This window comes from Emticicia sp. 17c (assembly GCF_037153985.1).
In the GTDB taxonomy this organism is placed as follows: domain Bacteria; phylum Bacteroidota; class Bacteroidia; order Cytophagales; family Spirosomataceae; genus Emticicia.
The window spans coordinates 398,007-423,334 of the sequence record NZ_JBBAYI010000002.1 but is presented as its reverse complement, the minus strand read 5'-3'; the positions used below and the strand labels follow the sequence as shown (position 1 = coordinate 423,334).

General features: G+C 40.9%; 20 protein-coding genes. 10 read left to right on the top strand and 10 right to left on the bottom strand.

All coding sequences use genetic code 11. The features are described from left to right. Positions 1–110: 110 nt before the first annotated feature. On the bottom strand, positions 111–1,004 hold the full coding sequence (prmC, locus tag WAA15_RS06335; protein WP_337041801.1) for a peptide chain release factor N(5)-glutamine methyltransferase: 894 nt from the start codon (positions 1,002–1,004) through the stop codon (positions 111–113). Positions 1,005–1,063: 59 nt separating this feature from the next. Between prmC and ribD the strand changes: the two genes are divergently transcribed. From ribD to WAA15_RS06320, 3 genes are all read left to right on the top strand, one after another. Next, positions 1,064–2,113: a bifunctional diaminohydroxyphosphoribosylaminopyrimidine deaminase/5-amino-6-(5-phosphoribosylamino)uracil reductase RibD gene (gene ribD / locus WAA15_RS06330; RefSeq protein ID WP_337041800.1), complete on the top strand. Its 1,050-nt coding sequence runs from the start codon at positions 1,064–1,066 to the stop codon at positions 2,111–2,113. Between the two features lie 75 nt (positions 2,114–2,188). Further along, positions 2,189–2,989: a pyrroline-5-carboxylate reductase gene (gene proC / locus WAA15_RS06325; RefSeq protein WP_337041798.1), complete on the top strand. Its 801-nt coding sequence runs from the start codon at positions 2,189–2,191 to the stop codon at positions 2,987–2,989. Between the two features lie 171 nt (positions 2,990–3,160). Further along, entirely contained in the window at positions 3,161–4,831 is a 1,671-nt protein-coding gene (locus WAA15_RS06320) for a S41 family peptidase (RefSeq protein WP_337041797.1), read from the top strand. Between the two features lie 43 nt (positions 4,832–4,874). Here the strand turns inward: WAA15_RS06320 and WAA15_RS06315 are convergent, their stop codons facing one another. Further along, positions 4,875–5,912 (bottom strand): M28 family peptidase, encoded by a 1,038-nt coding sequence (locus tag WAA15_RS06315; protein WP_337041796.1) that lies wholly within the window; start codon positions 5,910–5,912, stop codon positions 4,875–4,877. Positions 5,913–6,210: 298 nt separating this feature from the next. On the opposite strand from WAA15_RS06315, the gene WAA15_RS06310 reads away from it, so the two are divergent. The 4 genes from WAA15_RS06310 (at position 6,211) to gltX (ending at position 9,722) form a co-directional block, all read left to right on the top strand. Next, entirely contained in the window at positions 6,211–6,543 is a 333-nt protein-coding gene (locus WAA15_RS06310; RefSeq protein WP_337041794.1) for a nucleotide pyrophosphohydrolase, read from the top strand. A 1-nt stretch (position 6,544) separates the two neighbouring features. Then, on the top strand, positions 6,545–7,474 hold the full coding sequence (locus WAA15_RS06305; protein WP_337041792.1) for a hypothetical protein: 930 nt from the start codon (positions 6,545–6,547) through the stop codon (positions 7,472–7,474). Between the two features lie 82 nt (positions 7,475–7,556). Next, a complete protein-coding gene (locus WAA15_RS06300; RefSeq protein WP_337041791.1) occupies positions 7,557–8,087 on the top strand; it encodes a DUF2480 family protein in 531 nt (176 codons plus the stop codon). 129 nt (positions 8,088–8,216) lie between these two features. After that, positions 8,217–9,722 carry a glutamate--tRNA ligase gene (gltX, locus tag WAA15_RS06295; protein WP_337041789.1) on the top strand — a complete coding sequence of 502 codons (1,506 nt, stop codon included), beginning with the start codon at positions 8,217–8,219 and terminating at the stop codon, positions 9,720–9,722. On the opposite strand, the gene WAA15_RS06290 is transcribed toward gltX, so the two are convergent. Beyond that, a complete protein-coding gene (locus WAA15_RS06290) occupies positions 9,714–10,412 on the bottom strand; it encodes a hypothetical protein (RefSeq protein ID WP_337041788.1) in 699 nt (232 codons plus the stop codon). The genes gltX and WAA15_RS06290 overlap by 9 nt on opposite strands. 83 nt (positions 10,413–10,495) lie before the next feature. Between WAA15_RS06290 and WAA15_RS06285 the strand changes: the two genes are divergently transcribed. Beyond that, positions 10,496–10,693 (top strand): hypothetical protein, encoded by a 198-nt coding sequence (locus WAA15_RS06285; protein WP_337041787.1) that lies wholly within the window; start codon positions 10,496–10,498, stop codon positions 10,691–10,693. 8 nt (positions 10,694–10,701) lie between these two features. Here the strand turns inward: WAA15_RS06285 and WAA15_RS06280 are convergent, their stop codons facing one another. Then, positions 10,702–11,415 (bottom strand): hypothetical protein, encoded by a 714-nt coding sequence (locus WAA15_RS06280; protein ID WP_337041785.1) that lies wholly within the window; start codon positions 11,413–11,415, stop codon positions 10,702–10,704. 245 nt (positions 11,416–11,660) lie between these two features. Then, positions 11,661–11,891, bottom strand: a complete 231-nt coding sequence (locus WAA15_RS06275) for a cysteine-rich CWC family protein (RefSeq protein WP_337041783.1) — start codon at positions 11,889–11,891, stop codon at positions 11,661–11,663. A 244-nt stretch (positions 11,892–12,135) separates the two neighbouring features. Between WAA15_RS06275 and WAA15_RS06270 the strand changes: the two genes are divergently transcribed. Next, positions 12,136–14,559 (top strand): endonuclease MutS2, encoded by a 2,424-nt coding sequence (locus tag WAA15_RS06270; RefSeq protein ID WP_337041782.1) that lies wholly within the window; start codon positions 12,136–12,138, stop codon positions 14,557–14,559. A 57-nt stretch (positions 14,560–14,616) separates the two neighbouring features. Here the strand turns inward: WAA15_RS06270 and WAA15_RS06265 are convergent, their stop codons facing one another. Both WAA15_RS06265 and WAA15_RS06260 read right to left on the bottom strand, forming a co-directional pair. After that, on the bottom strand, positions 14,617–15,306 hold the full coding sequence (locus tag WAA15_RS06265) for a 3-keto-disaccharide hydrolase (protein ID WP_337041781.1): 690 nt from the start codon (positions 15,304–15,306) through the stop codon (positions 14,617–14,619). Positions 15,307–15,383: 77 nt separating this feature from the next. Then, the gene (locus tag WAA15_RS06260; protein WP_337041779.1) at positions 15,384–17,528 is read right to left on the bottom strand and encodes a DPP IV N-terminal domain-containing protein; all 2,145 of its coding nucleotides are present in this window, start codon (positions 17,526–17,528) and stop codon (positions 15,384–15,386) included. A gap of 326 nt (positions 17,529–17,854) precedes the next feature. Here WAA15_RS06260 and WAA15_RS06255 point away from each other — a divergent pair, with 326 nt between their 5' ends. After that, positions 17,855–19,366, top strand: a complete 1,512-nt coding sequence (locus WAA15_RS06255) for a choice-of-anchor I family protein (protein WP_337041778.1) — start codon at positions 17,855–17,857, stop codon at positions 19,364–19,366. 194 nt (positions 19,367–19,560) lie between these two features. Here the strand turns inward: WAA15_RS06255 and WAA15_RS06250 are convergent, their stop codons facing one another. The 3 genes from WAA15_RS06250 to WAA15_RS06240 all read right to left on the bottom strand — a co-directional run bounded on the left by WAA15_RS06250 (position 19,561) and on the right by WAA15_RS06240 (position 25,249). Continuing rightward, a complete protein-coding gene (locus WAA15_RS06250) occupies positions 19,561–20,727 on the bottom strand; it encodes an acyltransferase family protein (RefSeq protein WP_337041776.1) in 1,167 nt (388 codons plus the stop codon). A gap of 115 nt (positions 20,728–20,842) precedes the next feature. Continuing rightward, complete coding sequence (locus tag WAA15_RS06245) at positions 20,843–22,000, bottom strand: helix-turn-helix transcriptional regulator (protein WP_337041775.1); 1,158 nt, start codon at positions 21,998–22,000, stop codon at positions 20,843–20,845. 90 nt (positions 22,001–22,090) lie between these two features. Further along, positions 22,091–25,249 (bottom strand): PVC-type heme-binding CxxCH protein, encoded by a 3,159-nt coding sequence (locus WAA15_RS06240; protein WP_337041774.1) that lies wholly within the window; start codon positions 25,247–25,249, stop codon positions 22,091–22,093. Positions 25,250–25,328 lie beyond the last annotated feature (79 nt).

Below are 25,328 nucleotides of genomic sequence, written 5' to 3'. Positions count from 1 at the left end.
AAGATACCTTGATTTTCTAAAAAAGTTACCTTTTGAAATCAAATAAATCGTTTGTTTTTAGGAATTCTGCCGTAATAAAGTGTGAAGATAGGAAAAACCCGTAAAAACCCTTAATCCTTTTTCATCTTTTTACTAAACGTGGCTTTCACAAATCTGTTTTTCTTATGAATATCCTGAACAATTATTGTTTCTGAAAATCCGGCGTTCTGAAAAACTTCTGCTGTTTCTGGCCCAAGATTTTCGTTGATTTCTACTACCAATAACCCCTCTTGATTTAGTGTCTGGTTGGCAAAACGGGCAATAGCTTCATAAAATACAAGAGGGGCCGTGTCGTCTACAAAAAGAGCCAGATGAGGTTCAAAATTCAGTACGTTTTTCCGCATTTCGTTGGCTTCTTGTCGGGTAACATAAGGTGGATTACTGACGATGATGTCGAAACGTTTTCCGGTAATTGCCACCTGACTAGCTGCTTCCAGAATATCTACTTTTTCAAACTGTACCTGTGCATGATTGAGGGCTGCATTTTTTTGCGCAGTAGCCAATGCAAGTGCTGAAATGTCATAGGCAGAAACCTCTGCGTTCGATAACTCCTTTGCCAGCGAAATGGCTATGCAGCCGCTACCGGTGCCTATGTCAAGCACTGTTTTAGGTTTCGTGGGGTGTTGCTGTTGTTTTTCCCATTGGCTTACTAATGCAATGAGTTCTTCTGTTTCAGGGCGTGGAATCAATACCGAATCATCGACAAGAAATTTTCTTCCATAAAAAAATGTTTCTCCTAAAATATACTGAATAGGCTCATGGTTGTTCAACCGCTCAACAATATTGCTCCAGTCAATAGTCTGGTGTGTATCGATTATTTTATTACTCAGAATATCAATTTTTTTAAGATTTAGCTTGTGTTCAAGCAACCAGAAAACAATTTCTTTTGCTTCCTGCGTATCATACACCGTAATTTGGTGCAGTAAATCTTCAAATAGTTGTTTGCTTGCTAATGAGGTGTTCAAAATATATGAGTTAATTGGACATAAAATTATTGACTAATTCACAAATTCACCAATCAGTAATGGAAGAAAAATACATGCTCAGGGCTTTACAGCTAGCCGAAAAGGGTCGAGGACACGTAAGCCCGAACCCCATGGTGGGTTGTGTTATTGTACATAACGACCAGATAATAGGCGAGGGCTGGCATCAACAATATGGCAGTTGGCACGCCGAAGTAAATGCGGTAAACGATGTAAAAGACCCCTCGAAACTTTCGGAGGCAGTAGTGTACGTAACGCTTGAACCTTGTTCTCATTTCGGTAAAACCCCTCCATGTGCCGATTTACTGGTGAAGCATCACGTAAAAAAAGTAATTATCTGTAACGACGACCCCTTCCCTCTAGTGGCTGGCAAAGGTATTGAAAAACTACAACAGGCAGGCATTGAAGTAGAAAAAGGCTTACTGGCCGAGCAGGGGCGTAGGTTAAACGAGCGTTTTTTTACTTATGTCGAGCAAAAACGCCCTTACATTATTCTGAAATGGGCTCAAACTGCCGATGCCTACATTGCCGGCGAGGGGTATCAGCCCCTGAAAATCAGTAATGAATTATCGCACAAGGTAGCACATAAATGGCGTAGCGAAGAAGATGCCATTATGGTAGGCACCAATACGGCTCTTTATGATAACCCCAAATTAAATGTCCGCCAGTGGGAGGCCGACAAGCAACCTGTCAGAATAGTAATTGACCGTAAACTGCACTTGCCAGCGTCGTTAATCCCTTTACATTTACTTGATAACACACAGGATACCCTCATTATTAATGAGTTAGTTAATAAAACTAATGGCAGAAACACCTACCTTGCTGTCGATTTCGGGGCAGATTTTATCCCGAATCTGCTAGAGGTTTTGTACCAGCGTAAAATTCAGTCGGTTTATGTAGAAGGTGGCACCACCCTGTTACAGAGTTTTATTGAAGCTAATCTATTCGATGAAATCAGGGTTTTTCGTAGCCCGCAATTGCTATACAAAGGTATTGCGGCCCCTGTTTTGCCTGCAAACCTCAGGGTAACTGACAAGCAAAACTTATTAGGCGATGAACTAACTATTTATAAATCAGCACTATATTTGTAGTTTTACTGCCTTTATTTTTGAAAGGATATTTATTTTTAACTAACACTCCGGCGTAAGGATACAGAATTAACACTCATGAAAGTAGCTATTATAGGTTGCGGAAATATGGGAATGGCTTTTGCCCGTTCGTTTTTGCAATATGACCTCGTTAAAAAAGAAGATTTATTACTGATTGAAAAAAGTCAGGAAAGAAGCGAAACCCTGAAAAGTGCCAAAGAGGGAGTAGTGGTGAGTACTATTAATGCACAACTTGCCGACTACGAATTGATTATACTTTCGGTAAAACCACAAGATTTTACTTCTCTTCAAGAAGAACTACGTGCCGTAATTCAGCCACAACAGGTAATTTTATCAATTATGGCGGGTATTCCTATGACCCGCATTCAGGAGGTACTCAACCATAAGCTGGTAGTAAGAGCTATGCCTAATACACCCGCTATGCTAGGCATGGGCATTACAGGTTTTACGGCCGCACCAGAGGTTGATGCCCCCAAACTACGTAAAGTAGAAAACCTGATTAATGCCACGGGGCGGTCGGTGTATCTGGAAGACGAAAGCATGATTGACGCCGTAACTGCGCTGAGCGGAAGCGGGCCGGCATATTTTTATTATCTGGTAAAACACATGATAGAAGCAGGCAAGCAAATGGGCTTCGATGAAGGCATGGCAAGCCTGCTGGTAAAACAAACCATGTTGGGGTCATATCATCTCATTAATAATGCCGAAAAAAGCCTCGATGATTTAATTAAAGCCGTGGCATCAAAGGGAGGCACTACCGAAGCCGCCTTACGTACGTTTGAAGAAAGCCGTTTGCCTGATGGCCTCGTAAGTGGGATTCTGGCCGCCGAAAAAAGAGCCAAAGAGTTGTCTAAGTAAGTACTGTTAAAAATAGGCTTCTGTAAAATTTATTTGAGGGATTTTCTGTTAATAGTGTAGTTCAATAAAAACCCAAATCTGAATTTTAATGGCAAATAAGCAGCGTTTTTATCGGTAAATACCTATATTTATCTGAACATAAGAGCATTAATGATAAATAACTGATTGAAAGTGGAAGAAAAAAAAATAGAAAATAACAAAACCACCGTACGAACCCCCATTATTGTAGGTACTACACTTGCTTTAGGTATTTTAATAGGAGCAACATTTTTCGGAGGTCGTCGCCCAGCAACGGGCGATGTGTCTCGTAGCACAAGTAAGTTCAGAGAGATTCTGACTTATATTAACAGAAGCTACGTAGATACCGTCAATACCGATAGTCTGGTCGATTACTCCATTACAAAAATGCTCGAAAAGCTCGACCCTCATACCTATTATTTTCCACCGCAGGAAGCCCAATTGGCGAGGTCACAACTGGAAAGTGGTTTTGATGGCATCGGTATAGAGTTCAATGTATTTAACGATACCGTCTATGTTGTTACGCCGCTGGCGGGTGGGCCTTCAGAAGCCGTGGGGATTCAGAGTGGCGATGCCATTGTAAAAGCCAATAATAACAGCCTGACAGGTAAAGATGCCAACAGCACCAATATATTTGCTAACCTGCGCGGCAAGCGGGGGTCAGAAGCAAAACTGGAAATCAAGCGCAAAGGCTTTAAAGATTTTCTGAAATTTACGGTAATACGTGATAAAATTCCGCAATACTCAATTGATGCGGCGTATATCATGGACGATAAAAAAACGGGGTATATCAAGATTAACCGTTTCACTGAAACCACTTACGATGAGTTTAAGGAGCATCTGGGTGCTTTGCAAAAACAGGGCATGAAACAACTGCTGCTTGATTTAAGAGGAAACCCCGGCGGCTACATGGATAGAGCAACCGACATAGTAGATGAACTGGTGGCAGGAAATGGAGTTATTGTGTATACCGATGGAAAAGATGCCAGAAATAACCGCAGAACCAACGCACACATTAACGGAATGTTTGAGAAGGGCCCTGTGGTGGTATTGGTTGATGAAGGAAGTGCCTCGGCCTCTGAAATTGTTTCGGGCTCATTGCAAGACTATGACCGAGCGTTGATAGTAGGCCGCAGAACCTTTGGCAAAGGCTTGGTACAACAACCTATTCAGCTTTCTGATGGGTCTGAACTCCGCCTGACAATTTCACGGTATTATATTCCAAGTGGCAGAAGTATTCAGAAGCCTTATGTAAAAGGTAGCCTTGATACCTACGAGCACGAATTAGAAGACAGAGGTAAATCAGGAGAATATTTTGTGGCTGATAGTATCAAGAATAACCCTAAAATGCGTTTCAAAACGGTGGGTGGCCGTACGGTATACGGCGGTGGCGGTGTAACGCCTGACATCTTCGTGCCGCGTGATACAAGCCATATTACCAAATACCTGATGGACTTGTATGGCAGGAATATCATCCGCGAATATGCTATGGGGTATGCTAACGAAAACCGTAAAACACTTTCAAAGCAATCGTTCGAAAGTTACCTGAAAGGTTTCGTAGTTACTGAAGCCATGCTTACCGACATGAACAAACTGGGGGCTAGCTTGGGGGTAAAATATACACCTAAAGAGTTTGCCGACTCAAAAGATTTCATCAAGTCTCAGCTAAAAGCAGCCATTGCACGTCATATCTGGCAGCGAAGTGTTAAAAATGGACTCAACAACGAGTATTACCAGATTGTTTATAGCGACGACCCAATGATTATGACAGCCATGAAGAGCTTTGCAAAAGCCGAAAAATTGGAGAAAGACAAAAAACTGTAAATACCAATAAACAAGAAAGGGAGCCTGAACTCCCTTTCTGTCTTTATAGCATTTCGCTGTTACTCTCATATAAAACCTGTATAACTGTTTGCCCGACGGCTTTCAGGGTGTTTTTATCAATTACCCCCATGTTGTCGTGATGCGTATGATGGTATGCCCCAAAAGTGCGGCTGCTATTCAACTCCTGATGCAGAATATCAATCATCGGTATTCTGGCTAAATTGTTTACATACACGTGGTCGTCGGTAATACCTGCACCTTCTTCCTCAATAAAATACTGGCCATAACCTAGCGTTCTGGCTATGTTCCACACCTGATTATTGATACTACTCGCGTACTGCATCGACATCCCCTCTTTCGGGAAAACAGCCCCCTTGGCTCCGACCATGTCGAGCAAGATACCAAAATAAGCCGAATACCCGGGTTTATGCAGGTTTTGGGCCCAGTATTGTGACCCTAAACACCAATATACTTTGTCTTGCGCGGGCTGCATATCTTCTTTTTCGCCCCAGTCTTCTGCGTCAAAGAAAATAATGTCAATCCCAATTTCAGGTTTTTTAGCCGATGTATGAATCGTACGTGCAATTTCAAGTAACACACCTACACCACTTGCGCCATCGTTTGCACCATCAATGGGCTGTTCTTTTCTGGTCGAATCTTTATCGGCAAAGGGGCGTGAGTCCCAATGAGCAGCCAATAAAATTCTTTTGGCAGCCGCAGGATTATAACTACCTATAATATTGCGTGCATTTAATGTTTTGCCGTCAAACGTAACCGGTTTAAATGGCTGCTCGGTTACTTCAAACCCATATTCTTTTAATTTTTTTATCATCCAGTCTCCGGCCTTTACATGAGCGGGAGTATTCGGAACCCGCGGCCCGAATTTTACCTGATTTTCAATAAAAGCATAAGCCGAGTCGGCATTAAATGCTGGCGCATTTACCAGTTTTACTGTTGTTTCTTCGCTTTGGGTAGTTGAGCCCGAGTTTTGTCTACATCCGGCAATGTTTATTAACAATAATAATAACAGGCTATAACCCGAAATTTTTTTTAGATTGGCAGTTCTCTTTAATTTGTGCATAAAATTTACGTAATCTTCTGAGGTTTTAGGTTTCTGATAAAGCTGAAAAAAAGCCTTTCTGCAACAATTTATAATTGCTCACAAAGGTATTCATTTTAAACACAGCTATTAAAATAAAATTAATTAATGGCTCAGCAGAAATAAACAATAGCTTTGTAAGTTATTGACTATAAATGCCTTAAATTTGTTCAAAAGCTCTTTTTCTCTCAATTGCTTCTAAAACAACGTTGCTGTATAGAATGTATTTCGGAAAGTGCTTTTTTTGTTTAGTTTTGCACCTCAAATAATTGTTCGGCGTATGACTATTGCAGAAGCACAATCGGAAGTAGATAACTGGATTAAAACTATTGGTGTGAGGTACTTTAACGAGCTAACCAATACCGCTATGCTGATGGAAGAAGTAGGTGAGGTGGCACGCATTATGGCCCGCCGCTATGGCGAGCAGTCGGAGAAAGAATCAGATAAAAATAAAGACCTCGGCGACGAAATGGCCGATGTACTGTTTGTACTGATTTGTCTGGCTAATCAAACCAATATAGACCTCACAGAAGCATTTACAAAAAACCTTGAAAAGAAAACAAAAAGAGACAAACTAAGACACCTTAATAACGAAAAACTAACCAATATGTAATATGTTTACCATACTCTCCCAAGCATTTAACCGAACTGCCCAAAACTGGAAAATGGTTTTAACAGTTTTTTTTATAAATATTGCCATTGGTTTAATTCTGGCAGTGCCTGTTTATAATACTCTACAATCAGAAGCGCAGGGGTCGTTAGAGTTCAACAAACTTATTACAGAATTTAACCTGACAGTCATTATTGATTTTTTAGGTAAAAGCAAAAAAGCACTTAAGCCTTTCTGGGCATTGGGTTTTAGTTTATCATTTATTTATCTGATACTTAATGTATTCTTTGCCGGAGGTATCCTTAATCAGTTTGCTACCAGAGGCACTTTTACATTAACTAATTTTTTCAGACAATCAGCACAATGTTTTGGTAGATTCCTGTTGGTATTTTTAATTGAAGCCGTGGCCTTGTTAGGGGTTTTGGTGGTTTCTGTTATATGTATAGGGGTCTCTATAATAGCGGGCGACGGCAGCACAGAGCCTATTCAGATGGCGTGGCTTGCACCCTCATTCTTGGTATCGGCCTTTTTACTAACAATAGCCCTTAATATTGGCAATTATGCAAAAGTAATTTTATTTAAAAATCTTTCGCTTAGCGTTTGGGTAGGATTCTGGAAAGCTACTAATTATATCTTCCAGAATTTTAAAACCATGCGTATTTATTGGGCTATTCTGGCAGTGGCACTTTTGCTGGTTTTGGTTTACTTGTTTCTTGAGTCGGCCATTGGTATGACCTCCGCCGTTAAAATTTTCATCATGTTTGTAATTCAGCAACTGTTTGTTTTCGGGCGTGTCTTTCTCAAAATGTGGACCCTCAGCGGAGCTTTCGAATACCTTTCCCTAAAACCCATCCCCTTAGCCATAGCTACGCCTAAACCCGTGGTAAGAGCTACTGACGCTCTGGGAGACTCAGAAAGCAAACTTTCTGAATAAAGAAAATGTTATTAAAGTAAGTTAATCGTTGTGCCATTTAATAGCATCGGTGCTGTAAATGGTGCAATTTTATTTTACTACTATGGAAGAAGAACTAATCGTAAACAGGGTAAGCAAGAGTGGCTTGGTTTCGCTCGACCTGGAAGATTTTTATCATAACGGCGACAGAATTGTCTATGACTTAAAAGATAACCTCTATATGGGGTTAATCCTGAGAGAGAAAGACTTTCGGGAGTTTCTTAAAACACACGACTGGGCTTATTATACCAACAAGAATGTGGCCATTACCTGTACCGAGGAGGCCATCATTCCTACATGGGCTTATATGCTTCTGGCGGCGCACCTTGAGCCTTATGCCAATATGGTAGTTTTTGGCTCGCTTCAGGATTTGGAAACAAAACTTTATGATGAGGCCATTGCAAAGATTGACGTGAAAGATTACGTAGGAGCCAAAGTAGTGGTAAAAGGATGCAGTAAAGTAGAGGTTCCAACCTCGGCCTATGTCGAAATTACACGTCGGCTAAAACCCTACGTACAAAGCCTTATGTTTGGTGAGCCTTGTAGCACCGTACCTTTATACAAGAAACCGAAAAGCCCTGCTGTTACGTCATAAGATTGGCTAATTTTGAAAGATTCGCTAATCGGCCTACAAATTTTTTGTAAATTGCGCCCCGTTTTCATATTAAGGGTTTAAATAGTGCTATTCTAGATTTTGACGATTTCGAAAATTGTCGCATAAATTATGTCTGTTCGTGTAAGATTCGCGCCGAGTCCAACAGGGCCGCTCCATATCGGGGGTGTTCGTACGGCTTTATATAACTATTTATTTGCCCGCAAAATGGGTGGAAAAATGCTGCTTCGTATAGAAGACACAGACCAGAACCGTTTTGTGCCTGGCGCAGAAGAGTATATTCTTGAAGCCCTGAACTGGATTGGTATTAAAATAGATGAAGGGCAAGGAGTAGGGGGGCCTGATGTGCCTTATCGGCAGTCGGAAAGAAAAGAAATATATCGTCAGTATTCAGAGCAACTCATTCAGGAAGGCAAAGCCTATTATGCTTTTGATACTGCCGAAGAATTGGAAGAAATGCGTAAACGCCTTGAAGATGCTAAGGTCGATAATATCTCTTACAATGCGGTTACGCGTATGCAAATGAAAAACTCACTTACACTCTCAAAAGAAGAAGTAGCCAGCAGAATCGCTAGTGGTGAGCCATACGTTATCCGCCTGAAAGTACCACTTAAAGAAGAAATCCGGTTTAAAGATATTATCCGTGAATGGGTAGTGGTGCATTCATCAACCATTGATGATAAAATACTCTTAAAGTCAGACGGAATGCCTACGTACCATCTGGCAAATATTGTTGATGACCACCTGATGGGCATTACACACGTAATTCGTGGCGAAGAGTGGTTGCCATCGGCTCCTTTACACATTTTGCTTTATCGGGCTTTTGGCTGGCAGGCACCTGAGTTTGCCCACCTGCCTTTATTGTTAAAACCCGAAGGCAACGGTAAGTTGAGCAAGCGGGATGGTTTGCTTGGAAATTTTCCGGTGTTTCCTTTACAATGGACAGACCCCTTCAGTGGTGAAGTAGCAAGAGGGTTCCGCGAAGATGGGTACTTCCCTGAAGCAATGGTGAATTTCCTTGCGTTTTTAGGATGGAACCCAGGTACAGAACAGGAAATCTTTTCGATGGACGAGCTGATAGAATCGTTTAGTCTGGAGAAAATACACAAGGCTGGTGCCAGATTCATGATTGATAAAGCCAAGTGGTTTAACCAGCATTACCTGAAAGAAAAAACAGAAGAAGAACTGGTGCAGTTAATACAACTACCAACAGGTGCTTCGGCTGACATAGCTCCGAAGTTGGTTCGCCTGATGAGAGACCGTGTGATTTTCCCTCAGGAGATAGTAAACGAAGTGCCATTCATCTTTGAAAGCCCAGCGGTATACGATGAGGACATCGTAAAATCAAAATGGAACGATGATGCCCGCAAGGCCATCGGTATAATCAAAGAGGCTATTCAGGGTATAAGCGATGAGCAGTTTCAGGCTCAGTTTATTCATGATACGATTTTTCCGGCACTTGAGGCCGCAGCTATAAAACCCGGTAAGGTTATGCAGGCGTTTCGTCTGGCTATTACAGGCTTAGGCAAAGGACCCGACCTGATGCTTACACTGGAGATTCTGGGTAAACAGGAGGTAATTGCCAGAATAGAAAAAGCACTGGTAACATTAGCGTAAATAAGTAGCGTATTTTTCGGGTATTTCGCGGTGTAGCAAGCCTACTAACAGAAATACCCGAAAAACGGTACTGGTAATCCTGACAACTGCGAAATCCCACTCATAATGTGCTACATAAATACGCAACGCATTTGCTCCGCTCGAAAACACCAGTAAGCCCATTGCCAAAGATATATACCATTTGCTCTTTTCGGGAAACGGCACAAAAGCCGACAACGTAGTAATGTATATTAGCTGTACTACATAAATACTACATAATACAATAGGAAGAAACTGAAAAGTAGGAACAACTACAAACAGAAAAAATAGTATCGGAATTAAGATATAAGGAACTAATATTTTAAGAAAAAGATTTTCCCTTTTTGAGAAGTTTATTCTGGCTCCTTGGTGTATCCAGATATGCGCCACCAGATGCTGGCTTATCATTAACAAAACCATCTCTGAAACTTTTCCCGGAACCGAATCCCAGATAAAACCAGGAATAGGCGAAACCATAATTAACAGGCAAGAAATAATATACAGTTTCTCGGTCAGGGTAATGCCGTATTTTGGTTTACTTTCGGTATAGCACCAGTAAATAAGGTAAGAATATAACAAAACTCTGGCAGGATAAGCCGCAATTCGATTAAATTTGTAATGTAGTATTAACTCAAAGCAAAGTAAAATTAAAGTAATTAAAATTCTTGTCATAATAGGTAGTAACTTAGGGTACAGGCAAAGGTTGCTGGTACGTTATTAGTAAATATTTTCGGGTACAAATAAATTTTAAAACTATGGCAAAAAAGAAAACAGAAGATAAATCTAATGCAGATAATCCTCGTGTTCATAAAGACCTGAAAGGCTTTGATATTAAGATAAACTCCTTTGGTGAAATTCAGATGAGTTTTGAAATAGATAAAATAAATGGCTTTCTGAACAACACCGTTGATGATAAAAAACTTCGTAATCGTAAGAAAGATAACGAAAAATAAGCCTTAGGTTAAGCTGATTTTGAAATTAGCCCTTCCTGATTTATACGGTTTAGTAAACCAGCAATGATGAGTATCCGCCCAAGTACAGCCGCTATTCTGACAAAACCATAGTCGAAAAAATAAGGCACTACATAAACTCTGTGGACACTTGCACCACTGGCAAATAGAATAAAAAACATACCCAGCGAGATAAGTAACTTACTTTTTTCTGGAAAAGGTAAATAGGCCGACAATAAAGCCATATACATTATCTGCACCAGATAAATAAATGTAACGATAAATACATCGGGTTTTGTGAGTGGAAAAACTACCAGAAAAAAATAAGTGAGAGGTAAGCAAACGTAAGGAATAACGGCTCTAAAAAACGTATTTAACTGTTTTTTACCTGTAATTCTGATTCTTGCTCCTTCCAGAAAATAAATTCTGATTAGTAACTGGTAACTCACTAATAGCAATGCAACTTCTAGAAGGGTGCCCCATGTAAACCCGAAAATATAAATCGGGATTGGTGTAATGGCAGGAATTAAACATGAAACCAAAAAAAGTTTATCTATCTGGTTTAGTATGGCTTTTCTTTCGGAATAATACCAGTAGGCCATCATTAAATGAATAAGCCCCCGAAAAGGATAAGCCAGAGCTATGTTTACTCCATAAAATATAATTAACTCAAGTGTCAGCAGTAAGGCGATTACACCAATTTTTACCATGGTAAGCAGGGACAAAGAATTAAGCTAAATTTTTCATAAAAAACGCTTAAACTTATTTTCGTAAAAGTTACATTGTTTATACTTAACCACGTATTTAACAATGCATTTTAACTTCAAAATTGAGAAATTTATAGTGAAAAAGAAAGAGAAAATCTAAATAAATAACGTATTTTAACAAATATGTGTATAATTTTCCCCAGTTAGCAAGCCTTAAAATAAAATAAAGCCGTGTTGATGATTAAAAAAGCCATAAAAGATATTCAACCACGAGTTTGTTCATATTCGTGTTGAAGTATTTGCAGGCACGCAGCACACAGGCACGTAGTATATTGTTGATTAATATACTCAGACTGAGGTTTAGTAAGGCAAACATTTCTGCACTGGCACTGGCTTATATCGCTGGCCTGACACATAAATATCTGCTGGCAGCGTGGGCAAACTTCTTGCACATTTGCTTTTGGTTGTTCAGCGGCAGATTGTTCTTTTTTCATCAGATTATTCGTTAATATCAGCATTGGTTCTGGCTACATAGCCTGATACCTGATTTTTAATAACTCATAAGAACAAAGTTACAAACTTTATCTTTCATGCACATTCAGATAGGCTAAACGGGTTATTTACAAATCCCAAATAACACTTTTGAGGTGCTACAACGAATATTGCCAAAGCCTGTTGATGGCCTTAAAAAGACAGGAATTTTTAGTAAATTTGTACCCGCTTTTAAATAAAAAATACATGCTTTACCCGCAAAACATAGAACAGAAAATAGGGTTTGATAAAATTCGTGAATTAATAGCCGAACAATGTGTTAGTTCGCTTGGGAGGGCTTTTGTTGAAAAAATACGTTTCTCTGACGACTACAAAATTATAGATAGATTGATTCGGCAGGTAGCCGAATTTAAGTTAATCTTACAGGTAGAGGCTGGTTTTCCAGAACAAAACTATATTGATGTAAGTGACTCGCTAACACGTGCTTCGCTTGAAGGGGCATTTGTAGCAGAAGAACAATTTTTTGAAATTAAACTTTCCCTCCGCACAATTCAGCAAATAATTCACTTCTTCAAAACAAAAGAAGAAACTATTTACCCTGAATTGAAGGCTCTTACAGCTAACTCATTGCCTGCAACAAACGATGAAGGCTGGAGTGGCGTAATTACACAGATAGATAAAATTATCGACGAAAGAGGCAAGGTAAGAGATTCGGCATCGCCCGAGCTGGCCGACATCCGTCGCAGACTAATAACCGAACAAAGCGATTTAAGAAAAACGCTCGAACGTATTTTACGAACCGCACGTAATAGTGGCTGGATTGGCGAAGAAATGTCGTTAACCATCCGTGACGGACGGATGGTTATCCCGATTTTATCAGAACACAAGCGCAAATTAAAGGGTTTTGTACATGACGAGTCGGCTACGGGGCAAATGGCTTTCGTAGAACCTGCCGAAGTATTGGAAGCCAACAACGAAATAAGAGAATTAGAGGCAAAGGAACGCCGCGAAATTGTGAAGATATTAGAAAAACTTACGGCTTTTCTGCGTCCGCATATTCCGGCCTTACGTAAAGCCTACCAGTTTTTAGGTCTGGTCGATTTTATCAAAGCTAAGGCAAAGTTTGCTTTAACTATCAACGCTACTGCACCTTTACTGGTTGAAGGCCAAGCACTTGAATGGCATAAGGCTACACATCCGTTGTTATTTCTGGCACACCAGAAACAAAACAAAGCCATTGTGCCTCTCAATATCAAGCTCGACCACGAGAACCGTATCGTGCTGGTATCGGGGCCTAATGCCGGTGGTAAGTCGGTTATGCTTAAAACTATTGGTCTGGTACAGTATATGGCACAGTGCGGCCTGTTGGTTCCAACCTCGCCCGACTCAAAAGTAGGTATATTCAAAAATATTTTTATTGATATTGGCGACGAACAAAGTATCGAAAACGATTTAAGTACGTATAGCTCGCACCTCACAAACATGAGGCACTTTGTCAATTTCTCGAATAAGCATACTTTATTTCTGATTGATGAATTTGGTACAGGTACAGAGCCTAGCTTGGGCGGAGCCATAGCCGAGTCGATACTCGAGCAGTTGCTGCGTTCAAAAGCCTATGGTGTAATTAATACACACTATACCAACCTGAAAGTGTTTGCCAATAAAAATAGCGGAACCATTAATGGAGCTATGAAATTTGATGCCGAACACCTTGAGCCACTCTATGAGCTTGAAATCGGGAAACCCGGTAGCTCTTTTGCTTTGGAAGTAGCACAAAAAATAGGCTTGCCCAAACAGGTGGTCGATAACGCCAAACGTAAATTAGGAACCCAACAAATTGACTTTGAAAAGTTAATTAAGGAACTGGAAATTGAAAGAAAAGTTTTTGCAGACCGTAACAAAGAATTTATCGAGAAAAACCAGCAATTAAAAAATACGCTTCAACAGTACAACAGCCTGAAAGATTTTCTGGAAACTGAAAAGAAGAAAATTCTGAACGATGCAAAAGCTCAGGCAAAAGAATTACTGAAAGAGACTAACCGCAAGATAGAAATTGCCATTAAAGAGATAAAAGAAGGTAAGGCCGATAAAGACCTGACGAAACTTATCAGGCAGGAACTGCAAACCTTTGAAACACAGGAGCTTAAGCCCGAGAAAGTAGAAGAAACAAAAGCTGTTTCGGAAGAATGGGAACTGGAAAAAGGTGATATTACTGCCGGAAGCTACGTAAGAATCAAAGGGCAGAGTACCATCGGAGAGGTTCTTTCACTTAAAGGGAAAGATGCTGAAATTGCCATTGGCGAGCTTAAGACCAACGTAAAACTTAACCGATTAGAAAAAATGAGCCGCAAGGAGTTCAAGGAGGCGGTGAAGGAGAGTATCAAGCCTAAAATGACGGGCATTGATTTGAATGAAAAAATGATGAATTTCAGCTTTAATCTCGACCTGAGAGGCAAGCGTGGAGAGGAAGCATTAGGGGCAGTAGATACTTTAATGAACGATGCCATTATGCTAGGGTATCCTGAATTAAGAATCATACATGGCAAAGGGGATGGTATTTTACGGAATCTGGTACGCCAGCATTTACGCACCTATAAACAAGTGGCAGGCATGGCCGACGAACACGCCGACCGCGGAGGGCAAGGAGTAACTATTGTCAGAATGAAATAAGAAAAAAAGCTCTCGTCAGGAGAGCTTTTTTCTTTATACAAAAGTAGATTATTTGTTTTATTCAGATAAAACCCTGATAGGCGTAAATGCTACTTTTCTGAACTCAACCTCCGAACCCTCGGCTTGCAGCGCAATCTGGCCTTTACTGGCCGTACAATTAAAGCCATTATTTACGAGGTCGCCGTTTACCCATACTTTTATGGCGTTACCCACACATTCAACGCGCATGGTATTCCATTCGCCCACAGGTTTTTCAGAGTGGTTGGTAAGGTTTACTATGCGGCGTTCTTTACCTTCGGTGGTTCCCCAGTCTTTTTTCGGACCTCTCCTTTTTTCCATGTCCGGCACGCTGATGTCTTCTCCGATACACCAGAAATCTCCGGCATTTTTGTGCATCAGTTGCGCTTCAATGGCTTTCGGAAACATCTGATAAAGCACACGTGGGGTAGATACATGCACCAATACACCACAGTTGCCGGGTTTTCCGGCAAAGCGGTATTCTACTTCGAGCCGATAATTTTCATAAACCGAATCTGTAATAATGTGTCCTTGTGGGTCGGCAAGGCTTACTAGCAAGCCATTTCTGAGAATGAACGGGCTTTTGGCCGCAGGGTTATTATCCATGGCAGGTACATCAATGTGCCAGCCATCAAAATTTCTGAAGTTAAACAGGCTTCGGGTTTGGGCTTTGCCAGAATTAATAAAAGAAAAAACCAGCAATGCACACACAAAAAAGGCATTTTTCATAAAAAAACAGAAGTATCAGGTTTGAAAAGGCATAAAAATAGCCAATAGTATGTTAATTGCTATTGGCTATTAATGTTTTATTTCAGAAGCCCTTCAGGAACTGGTTTTTCTAGCAAATATCGGTAAATGAATTTTGTTTTCAGGTTATCGAAATGTAACCCTTTATTGCCTCCCCAGCCATGTCTTCCACCCGGATATAACATAAACTCAAAATCCTTTTTACTATCTTCTAATTTATTAATTAGCTGTATACTGTTTTGCATGTGTACGTTATCGTCCATAGTGCCGTGTACTATCTGTAACATACCCTTATATTTATCTACGTGAGTCATGACACTACTGTTTTTATAGCCCTCAGGGTTTTCGGCAGGGGTATCCATAAAACGCTCGGTATAGGCACTGTCATACAATTGCCAGTCGGTTACACTACCACCGGCCATTCCGTGGGTAAATACGTCGCTACCATAAGTAAGGGCATAACAACTCATATAGCCACCATAGCTAAAACCAGTAATACATATTTTGGTAGGGTCGGCTATACCTTTATCAATCAGCGATTTTACCAGCGTAGTATAATCTTTCATTTCCCAGTAGCCCAAATTGCGGTGCATATAAGCAACACCTTCTTTGCCAAAATGCCCACTGGCGCGGTGGTCGAGCGATACCTGAATTAAACCTTCCTGCGCATACCATTGGCTACGCGGTGTCCAGGTCCATTGGTCAAATACAGTTCCGGCATCGGGGCCACCATAAATGCTTATCAATACCGGATATTTTTTGCCCGCTACCATATTTTGTGGATACGTAATTACCATAGGAAGGTCAAAGAGTCCATCATCACTTTTAACCCTTAACAACTCTGTTTTAGCCATGTTATAATTATCCATGTCGTTGCCTTTAATAGAGCCTAACTCTTTAATAATTTTGCCCTCGTTGTCTACTACGGCCATTGATGTAGGCGTTGTAATACTTGAGTAAGTAGTAATAAAATACTTGTAGTCGGGCGAGAGCTGAATCAGACGGTGGTTATAATCGCCAAAGGTAAGGCGTTTTAAACCTTTGCCGTCGAAACCAACTTTGTAGAAATCGAAGCGGGCGGAGTTTTCTTTGCCACGGGCGTGGAAATAAATTACCCTGTTTTTCTGGTCTATACCTTCTACTGATTTAATCGTGAATTTCCCTTCGGTAATATTGTTTTTGAATTTCCCGTCGATACCATACAAATACAGTTGTTTCCAGCCACTTTTATCGCTCAAAATAATCATTTCTTTGCCACCATCCAGTAGTGTAAGGCGGTTGTCGGCATCGTCAATATCAATCCATGATTTTTGTGTTTCGGCGTATAGTTCCTTTTTGCTACCGTTAGCAGGCGACACATTGTAAAGTTTCAGATTATCGTTACCGCGGTTTATCCACTGCACCATCAGGCCACTGCCATCGGCTAACCACTCAGGCCAGCCAAAATATTGTTCTTCTTTTTCGTTAAAGTCGGCCCATGTGGTTTTTCCTCCTTCTGGCGACACAAAGCCAATTTTAACCTCAGGGTTAGGGTCACCGCTTTTGGGGTATCTTGTTTCTTCTATAAACCCATGTTGCCCTTCGCTGTTGTATAACGGAAACATCTGTATTTTGCTTTCGTCGAAACGCATATAAGCCAGTTTTTTGCTGTCGGGGCTCCACCAGAAAGCTCTGAAACGGGTAGGGCGGCCAAAAATTTCTTCCCAGTAAACCCATGTTGCATACCCGTTTAAAGTGGTTTTTGTGCCATCAGTAGTAAGCTGAACCTCCTTGTTGGTTTTCAGGTTAAAGGTATATAAGTTGTTTTCTTTGGTGTAAGCAATAAAGCTACTATCCGGCGAAAACATCGGGTTTTTTTCTTCGGCCTTATCGTTAGTTAGTTGTCTTTCTTCACTTCCATCTTTTAGAAAAACATCACCATTTTTTACAAATGCCGATTTTTTCGGTTGAGGTATTTTTGATGAGATGCTGGCTTTACCTTCTGTCATGTTTCCGGTAGTAAGGTCCAGAACATAGCTTTTGCTTTCGCCACCCTGACGTTGCACTACCGAGAGCTTATTGCCGTCGGCCCATTGTACGGTAGGTAGAAGTTGGGTAAAGTTCTGTGGCGGACGCCCAGCTTTTAAATCTTTGTCGTCGAAGTTTTTTTTCTGAGCAAATACACAAGCACTGCTAAATAGTAAAAGTACCAAGACTTTTTTCATGATTTGTGAAGTGTTTAGTTTAATGATTGATTACGGTCAAAATAACAAAATACCCAAAGCCTGTTCGGGCGTCGTAATGATGTCTTAAAATTAGATAAATTTTATTTCTCCTGTAAAAGATTGCAGCAAGAATTGGCTAATAATAGATAACAATCGTAAAAAAGTAGATGCTTTTAAACAGAAATAAGAAAGAATCTGTCTGGAATAATACGCTTTCAGGCTTAGAAAAACGATTTTTGGTACCCTACATTCATGATTTCTTGATTTTTCATTAACATTAAGATAATGTACGGATTCTACTTTTGCGCCCAAACCAATGAACTTTTATGAAAAAAATTATTCTATTAGCTTCTGCTATTACATTAGCGGTATTAGGGTGTAATAAAGAAGATGTGCCTGCACTTGAATTTACAGTAAATGAAGATGTAGCCAGTTATCAGCAAATTGCTTCGATTAACCTGGGAGGTTTAGGGGCTGCTGAAATTACTACTTTCGACCCCACCACCAAGCGTTTATTTGCAGTAAATAATGGCTCAACCAATAAAATTGATGTCATTGATTTTGCTGACCCTGCCAACATTAAAGTTATTCACTCTATTAGTATGGCTCCTTATGGCGGATACGTCAATAGCGTAGCTGCTTATGAAGGTAAAGTGGCAGCAGCCATAGAATCGACCGATAAACAGGCTGCCGGAAAAATTGTGGTGTTTAATGCAAGCACTTATGCCGAAGAAAAAGTAATAACCGTAGGCGCCTTGCCTGATATGGTAACGTATAGCCCTGACGGCAGATATATTCTGAGTGCTAACGAAGGCGAACCCAACGCCAGTTATACCAACGACCCCGAAGGTTCGGTATCAATAATTGATGTAAAAAATAACTACTCTGTAAAAACGCTTAATTTTTCGGCGTTTGCCAGCCAATTGGCCGACCTTACCTCAAAAGGTTTCAGAGTTTTTGGGCCAAATAAGGATTTTGTTAAAGATATTGAGCCAGAATATATTACAGTTTCGGACGACTCAAAAACAGCTTGGGTTACATTACAGGAAAATAACGCTATTGCTGAAATCAGTCTGACAAGCGGTACTATCACTAAAATAAATCCGCTAGGCTTTAAAGATTATAACGCCGCCGGAAATATGGTAGACGTGAGTGATAAAGACAATGCCATAAACTTTGCTAACTGGAAAGTATTTGGCACTTATATGCCCGATGCCATCGCATTTGTGCGCTACAATAACGTGCCGTATCTTTTTACTGCCAATGAAGGTGATGCCCGCGAATATGATGCTTTTGCAGAAGTTAAACGCGTAAAAGATTTGAAACTTGATGCTGCGGCTTTTCCGAATGGAGCTACGCTGAAAGCCGACGCACAATTAGGACGGCTAAATGTTACCAGTACTTTAGGTGATACCGACAACGATGGTGATTACGATGCACTTTATAGCTTTGGCGCACGTTCGTTTTCGATCTGGAACGCACAAACAGGCCAACAGGTTTATGACAGCAAAAACGAACTCGATGTAAAAGCAAAAGAAGCAAATGTTTATGACGATACCAGAAGCGACGATAAATCGGTAGAGCCAGAAGCTGTTACTATTGGCAGGGTAGGGAACAAGTTAATTGCTTATGTAGGTCTCGAAAGAGCCGATGCCGTAGCTATTTATGACATAACGAATCCGTTAGCACCGGTATTTATAAAAATGTTACCTACGGGAGATGCACCAGAAGGGGTATTGTTTATTCCTGCCTCAAAAAGCCCTATCCAACAAAGTTTATTAGTCGTAAGCAGCGAAAACGATGGGATGGTGAAAGTTTATAAGGCTAATAAATTATAAGCCTGTGTTGGGGTAATACAATGAATGATAGCAAAAGTAGCTAGTCGGGCATTATCGTTATTTCATCAAGATAAAAAACAAGAAATCCTGAGTGTTATTAATAATATTCAGGATTTCTTGTTTGCTTAATTACCTGAGCCACGTTCGGCTTTTGCAGGCATTAAAGCCTGCCATGAGCTTGGTCGGGTAATTTATTATTTTGTTTTTACCCCAAAAAGCAGTCGCATAATACTGAAAGGACGAATAAGGAAATGATAAATAAATAGACTAAAGCCAAATGTGCCAAGCGATAAAACAAGCAGTTTGAGCCATACATTCATGTCCCAATTGGCTATATGAAATCCGATGGCTACCGTAATGGTCTGATGCAGAATATAAAATGGATATACGGCCTGAGTGCTATATGCCAGAAAAGTGTTCTTGAAATTGAGGTAGTGTTTGGCAAAGCCACAAATTCCCAGAATGGTTGTCCAGAGGCTAATTATAGTCAGAAAGCCATTAATAAAGGGCATAAACGGAATATCTTCAGGAATACTACCGACGAGTGTATCAAAAGAGATTCTGGATACAATAATGAAGGTGCCAACAGATAAAAGCATAACGCGGTATTTCTCCATAATATCCCAGATTTTTTGGTTTGTGCCTATTAAATATCCATAGATAAAAATGGTCAGCGACAGCGCAAAATTATACCAGTCAGAAATGAGATTATTAGTAACAGGCCATTGGTTATGAAGTGTCCAGTAGATAAGCATAGGTATTACACTCAATAACAATATACCCCAGATATTGCTGAATAGTTTACGGGCTTTATTAATAACGTTTTGGGCATTTGCTGTTTTAAGCCATACAAATAAAGGAGTGCCTAGCAAGGAGAAAACCCACAGGTAGGCCACAAACCATAAATGATGCCAAGAGAAATCGCCTTTCGGGTAGGGAATAAATTTTAATACGTTTTCATAAAAACTTATATATGACCCACTGAATTGCCCTCGCTGCAAGCGTTCGAAGTAAATCTGTGGGGGTACAATTACAAACATACCAAAAACAAGGGGCAGTAGTAAACGCTTGGTACGCTCGCCCACAAATTGCCAGCCTGTACGAGACCTCATGGCGAAACTCACACCTACCCCTGAAATAAAAAACAATAATGGTAAACGCCATAAATGCAGCCATTCCATGGGGAACTCCATCGTATGATTAATTACGTTGTTTTTTACATGCCAGCCCCAGCCTACGAAGAACATACCGCTATGAAAAAAAATAAGGATACAAAAGGCTAATACCCGAATCCAGTCAATATAATATTGTCGGGTTGAAGATTTAGTTTGTGTGCTAACTGATGTTGTAATAGGTTCCATTATTTTGTGCCTGAGTGTTTAAATGATGCCACAAAACTAAAAGGACTGATACGTTCAGGGAGCCTCTGCCGATAAGGATGGCGTTCGAGCCGATAAAAACGAACATTGAACACGCTTATTTCTGTACACGAAATTGTGAGGGCGTTTGCCCGACAATCTTTTTGAATGAAGTATTAAAAGCCGATTTTGAGTTATAACCTACCATTTCGGCTATTTCTTCAATTTTAATATGGGCATTTTCGGGAGAAGATAATAATTGTTGTGCCTCTCTGATACGATAAGCGGCCGTGTAGTCGAAAAAACTTTGGCCTAGTTTTTCGTTCAGAATCTGTGAGAGATGGTGCGGCGAAACAGCTAGCATCTTAGCCAGAACTGGCAACGAAAACGAATCATTCAAGAAAGGCTTCTGGGTGTCCATTAACTCGGTCAGCTTTAATAATATGTTATCCTGAATATCGGTAGTCAGTGAAGATTTTTCGTATTTTTTTCCTGTTTTTGTTTGCTCTTCATGAAAAAACCTTGAGCGGCTTATTACTGTAAAAGAAATGGCATAAATAATAAGTGTAATATGCCCCGCCAGAATGTGGTCGCCTAAATCGTGAATAAAAGTACGTTTTACAACCAGAAATATAATAACAATAGAAGCCAGCGAAATCACCTGCTTGCGCGCCCAGCTAAGTTTAGGGTTCTGCGTAGCGGCTAGCGGTAAATTTTCTTGTCGGAATGCGCTGATAACTACATAAAAACTGGCAATCAGATAAATAACCATGTGAGCAAACATCAGTTCATTTACATGGTGTTTAAAAAAATAATACCATTCTTTTTCCGAATAATCGCAAGGTACGGTAGCCATATCAGGATGAAAGGCATACAGATACGAATTGTAATGGTAAGTGTCGGGTAGGGGGTAAAACAAAACCGACATATAAATAAGATAAGCAAAAAAAGGTATAAAATGTAAAAGCTGTGTTTTGGTGAAGCGTTCGGTTATGTAGGTCTGAATGTATAAAAATGAGAGGGGTGCTACTGTGAAATTCAAAGGCTCGGCCATATCGACGAGGTAAAGCGTTTGAAAGGTATAATTGGTGTAGCCCATTAAAACTTCTGTGATAGAAAAAGCTATGGCAAACAGAAATAAACCCAGATACCGATGTGCTACCTTATTGCCCTTTTGGTGGGTGAGAAAGAAAAATGCCAGAAAAAACCCCTGTACTACGCCTAAAAGCATGATAATGGCAAATAAATCGATTTTAAGGGGCAATGTTTGTAGCATTCATTTAGATTTTCAGGCCAAAATACAAATAAAAAACTGCCTCGGCAAATCCTGTCAGGCTAGCCGAGGCAGTTATAAAACAAGCGTTTATTATTTTTCTAACGGGTGTTCTGATAAAAGTTTTGAGGCATTGTAAATATCCTTCTGGTTTTTAAGGGAAGCCCTTATGGTTTTTACTTTTTCGGGTTGAATGGCCGGAGCTTTGTTCCCGAACGAATTACGGACGTAGGTTAATACAGCCGCTACTTCCTTGTCGGTGAGTAAACCCTCAAAAGGGGTCATCGGTACTTGGCCGGGATATTTTTTTCCGTTTACCTCTATGGGGCCGAGTAAGCCTTTTAGTACTATCTTAATGGCGCGGTCTTCATTGCCTTGTACCCAGTTAGTGCCAGCCAACGGAGGAAACCCAGAGGCCGTTAGCCCTTTGCCATCGGCTTGGTGGCACGTAGTGCAGTACCCTTCTTTGGCATAAATGGCTTTACCTATATTGTAAAGTTCAAGTTCTTCTCCCTTTAAAGTCGATTTCTCTGCAATTGCTTTTTGTTTTTTTACGGGTACGCCATTCAGGTGCGCTACTGCTGTTTCGTAAGCATGAATCATCCAGTCATCGAGTGGTTTCTTTTTAGCTTCTGCCAGAATAGGCAAGCCTTTTTCTTTGCCAATCCATGAGGCTGCTACAATGGCATCCAGACGCACACGGCTGTTTTCATCGCGTACGGCTTGCATTAATAAGGCGGCTTGGTCAGGTAACTGATGCCCCGTAAAACGGATTACCTCTACAACTGCCGCTCTTACATGATAATCTTTGGCTTTGAGCAACTGCCGGAGTAACTTCTGGTCAACTTTATCAAGCCCCCATGTAACCCATAGTGCCTCAAGCAAGTGGTGTTCATAGCGGGGGTCAGCCTTATCTAACGAAGCCACCCATTTTGTAACTTTTGGTAAAACTTCGGTGGCACTTCTGCCACGTAATTCGCGTCGGGTACGATACCGCGTGCGGTACTCAGGTAGTTTCAGGTTATCAAGTAATGTTTCTACGCTTGCTCCGGCAATTTTAGCAGGAGTTACGAGTGGTCTTGACGGATAAGTAATGCGGTAAATACGGCCATGCGAATGGTCACGGAGTGGGTCACGGGCATTGTGTTGCATGTGGCCAATGAGTATGTTATGCCAGTCAATCAGGTATAAAGAGCCATCAGGGGCAAACTCCATATCAACAGGGCGGAAGTTTCGGTCTTCGCTTACCACCAAATCCATACGATGTTTGCTTTTATAGCCCGTGCCATCATCAACCAAGCTGTGCATTTTAGTACCCAGAAAACCAATGGTATTATTAATGAGTAAATCGCCTTGCACTTCGTCAGGGAAATGCCTGCTCGACACAAACTCAAGACCGGAAGTTGGGCGAACCATGTGGTCTTTTTCTATCAACTGTACACTTTTATGGGTATATTCTCCATAGCGGGGCAATACACTGCCGGGCATCATCCAGCGTACATCGGGGCTTGAGGTTTCAGCAAAAAACGGCTGCCCCCATTCATCAAAGGCAATCCCCCACGGATTCGGGATTGATAGTTGCGCCGTACGCTCCAGTTTACGCAGTTGCGGGCTATACCTGTAAAAGCCGCCATTAGTAGCCCGTACGGTTCCGTAAGAGGTTTCAACATTGGTGTGCAGAAACACCCCTTCGCCCGAATAAATAGCCCCTGAGGGGTCAACGGTATAGGCGTGGCTATTGTGGTGGGTATCGTGGTCGTCAAAGCCACTAAGCAGAATCTCAACTTTATCAGCTTTATCGTCTCCGTTGGTGTCAGTATAAAGTTTCAGATTTGTACCTTGCGACACAAAAACGCCTTCATGCGTAATTTCAAAACCTAAAGGCAGGTGTAAGCCATCGGCAAATATGGTTTGTTTATCGGCTTTACCATCATTGTCGGTATCCTCAAAAATCAGTATTTTGTCATTAGGCTTTGTGTCGCCGGGCTTGTAATGCGGATAACTCGGCATTACTGCTACCCAGAGCCGCCCTTTATTATCGAACGACATCTGCATGGGCTTTGCCAAGTCAGGAAATTCCTGTTCAGAAGCAAAAAGCTCGATTTTATATCCGGCCGGAACTTTTAACTTGCTCAGGGCTTCCTGTCCGTACAAGTACTGTAAACTTCCATTTTTCTCAGGATTATAATTGGTATTTACAGGCGGTAAAGTTTTTGTTCTTTTGTCGGCAGCGGCTATGTCCATTTTTTCGCCTTTCGATGCCGCCAGCCAGATAGCTGTATCACGAATGGCCGTCATCTCACGAATTTTCTCAATTTCGGCAGGGTAGTTGTCTGGTCCGAACGGGTTATAACGGCGGCCGTATACATGTACACCATTCGGAATTTTGTAGTCGTTATGCCACATCCAGTTTTTCTCGTTTACGGCTTCCATTACCAAACTCCTGTTGTTTTCTGCTTTGGCAGGTGTTTTACCAAAAATAGCATCTGTCAGCAAGTTGGCAAATCTTTTATACCCTTCTTCGTTCAGTTGTGAGCCATCAATAGTTAAAAATTCCTTGGTGGTATCGTACCATTTTTTTGAAGGTGTAAAGGCATCTACAAACAAAACGTTGTTCTGGTCGGCCACTTCTTTCATGGCTTTGGTATAAAGCAAAAGATTTTCGTTTTCTTTTATACCGTTGGGCAAGTCATATTTGCTGCTGAGGTCTTCAAAGGCAATGGGCGATACAATAACTAACTGAGGGCTACTTGACCCATTATATTTCTGGCTGAGGCTATATTTGATAAATGCGTCGAGTTCTGCCTTATAATTGGCTAAGCCCGCTTTTCCTTGAAATGACTCGCTGTATCCAAAAAATGTAAGAATAATGTCTGTTTTTAATCGGGTCAACCATTGGTCGGGTGTTTCGAAATGCCCCTGACTGTCAGAGTTTTTAGCATATTCAGTCTGGAAATTTTCTGCACCCGGAAAAGCCCACGGTAAGTTACGGCTGGCATGTGGCCTGAAACCCGGAGTGTCGCCTCCGTCACACATATTACGTATAAAAAGCGAATAATCGGGGTAGCGTACGTGCATTTCGGTTTCAAAAAGGCCGTAGTTCATCATTCTTGACCCCAGATTACCACCAATTAAGGCTATGTGTGCGCCTTTTTGCACGGTGAGCGTAGGCGGAGGGCTGCTCTGAAATGAACTGATAGCGAAAACTATCAATACAAAAAAGACTATAAAAGGTTTAATGCTTATTTTCATGAATAGAATAGTTAATAAGGGTTGTGTTATGGAGAAATCCGCACCATTCAGGTAGCTAAACTATACTTGCAAAGTATAA

Coding starts and splice junctions, on each gene's coding strand:
- ribD (WP_337041800.1), top strand. CDS start 1,064: ATGGAAGAAAAATACATGCTCAGGGCTTTACAGCTAGCCGAAAAGGGT.
- proC (WP_337041798.1), top strand. CDS start 2,189: ATGAAAGTAGCTATTATAGGTTGCGGAAATATGGGAATGGCTTTTGCC.
- WAA15_RS06315 (WP_337041796.1), bottom strand. CDS start 5,912: ATGCACAAATTAAAGAGAACTGCCAATCTAAAAAAAATTTCGGGTTAT.
- WAA15_RS06310 (WP_337041794.1), top strand. CDS start 6,211: ATGACTATTGCAGAAGCACAATCGGAAGTAGATAACTGGATTAAAACT.
- WAA15_RS06305 (WP_337041792.1), top strand. CDS start 6,545: ATGTTTACCATACTCTCCCAAGCATTTAACCGAACTGCCCAAAACTGG.
- WAA15_RS06300 (WP_337041791.1), top strand. CDS start 7,557: ATGGAAGAAGAACTAATCGTAAACAGGGTAAGCAAGAGTGGCTTGGTT.
- gltX (WP_337041789.1), top strand. CDS start 8,217: ATGTCTGTTCGTGTAAGATTCGCGCCGAGTCCAACAGGGCCGCTCCAT.
- WAA15_RS06290 (WP_337041788.1), bottom strand. CDS start 10,412: ATGACAAGAATTTTAATTACTTTAATTTTACTTTGCTTTGAGTTAATA.
- WAA15_RS06285 (WP_337041787.1), top strand. CDS start 10,496: ATGGCAAAAAAGAAAACAGAAGATAAATCTAATGCAGATAATCCTCGT.
- WAA15_RS06275 (WP_337041783.1), bottom strand. CDS start 11,891: ATGAAAAAAGAACAATCTGCCGCTGAACAACCAAAAGCAAATGTGCAA.
- WAA15_RS06270 (WP_337041782.1), top strand. CDS start 12,136: ATGCTTTACCCGCAAAACATAGAACAGAAAATAGGGTTTGATAAAATT.
- WAA15_RS06265 (WP_337041781.1), bottom strand. CDS start 15,306: ATGAAAAATGCCTTTTTTGTGTGTGCATTGCTGGTTTTTTCTTTTATT.
- WAA15_RS06260 (WP_337041779.1), bottom strand. CDS start 17,528: ATGAAAAAAGTCTTGGTACTTTTACTATTTAGCAGTGCTTGTGTATTT.
- WAA15_RS06255 (WP_337041778.1), top strand. CDS start 17,855: ATGAAAAAAATTATTCTATTAGCTTCTGCTATTACATTAGCGGTATTA.
- WAA15_RS06250 (WP_337041776.1), bottom strand. CDS start 20,727: ATGGAACCTATTACAACATCAGTTAGCACACAAACTAAATCTTCAACC.
- WAA15_RS06245 (WP_337041775.1), bottom strand. CDS start 22,000: ATGCTACAAACATTGCCCCTTAAAATCGATTTATTTGCCATTATCATG.
- WAA15_RS06240 (WP_337041774.1), bottom strand. CDS start 25,249: ATGAAAATAAGCATTAAACCTTTTATAGTCTTTTTTGTATTGATAGTT.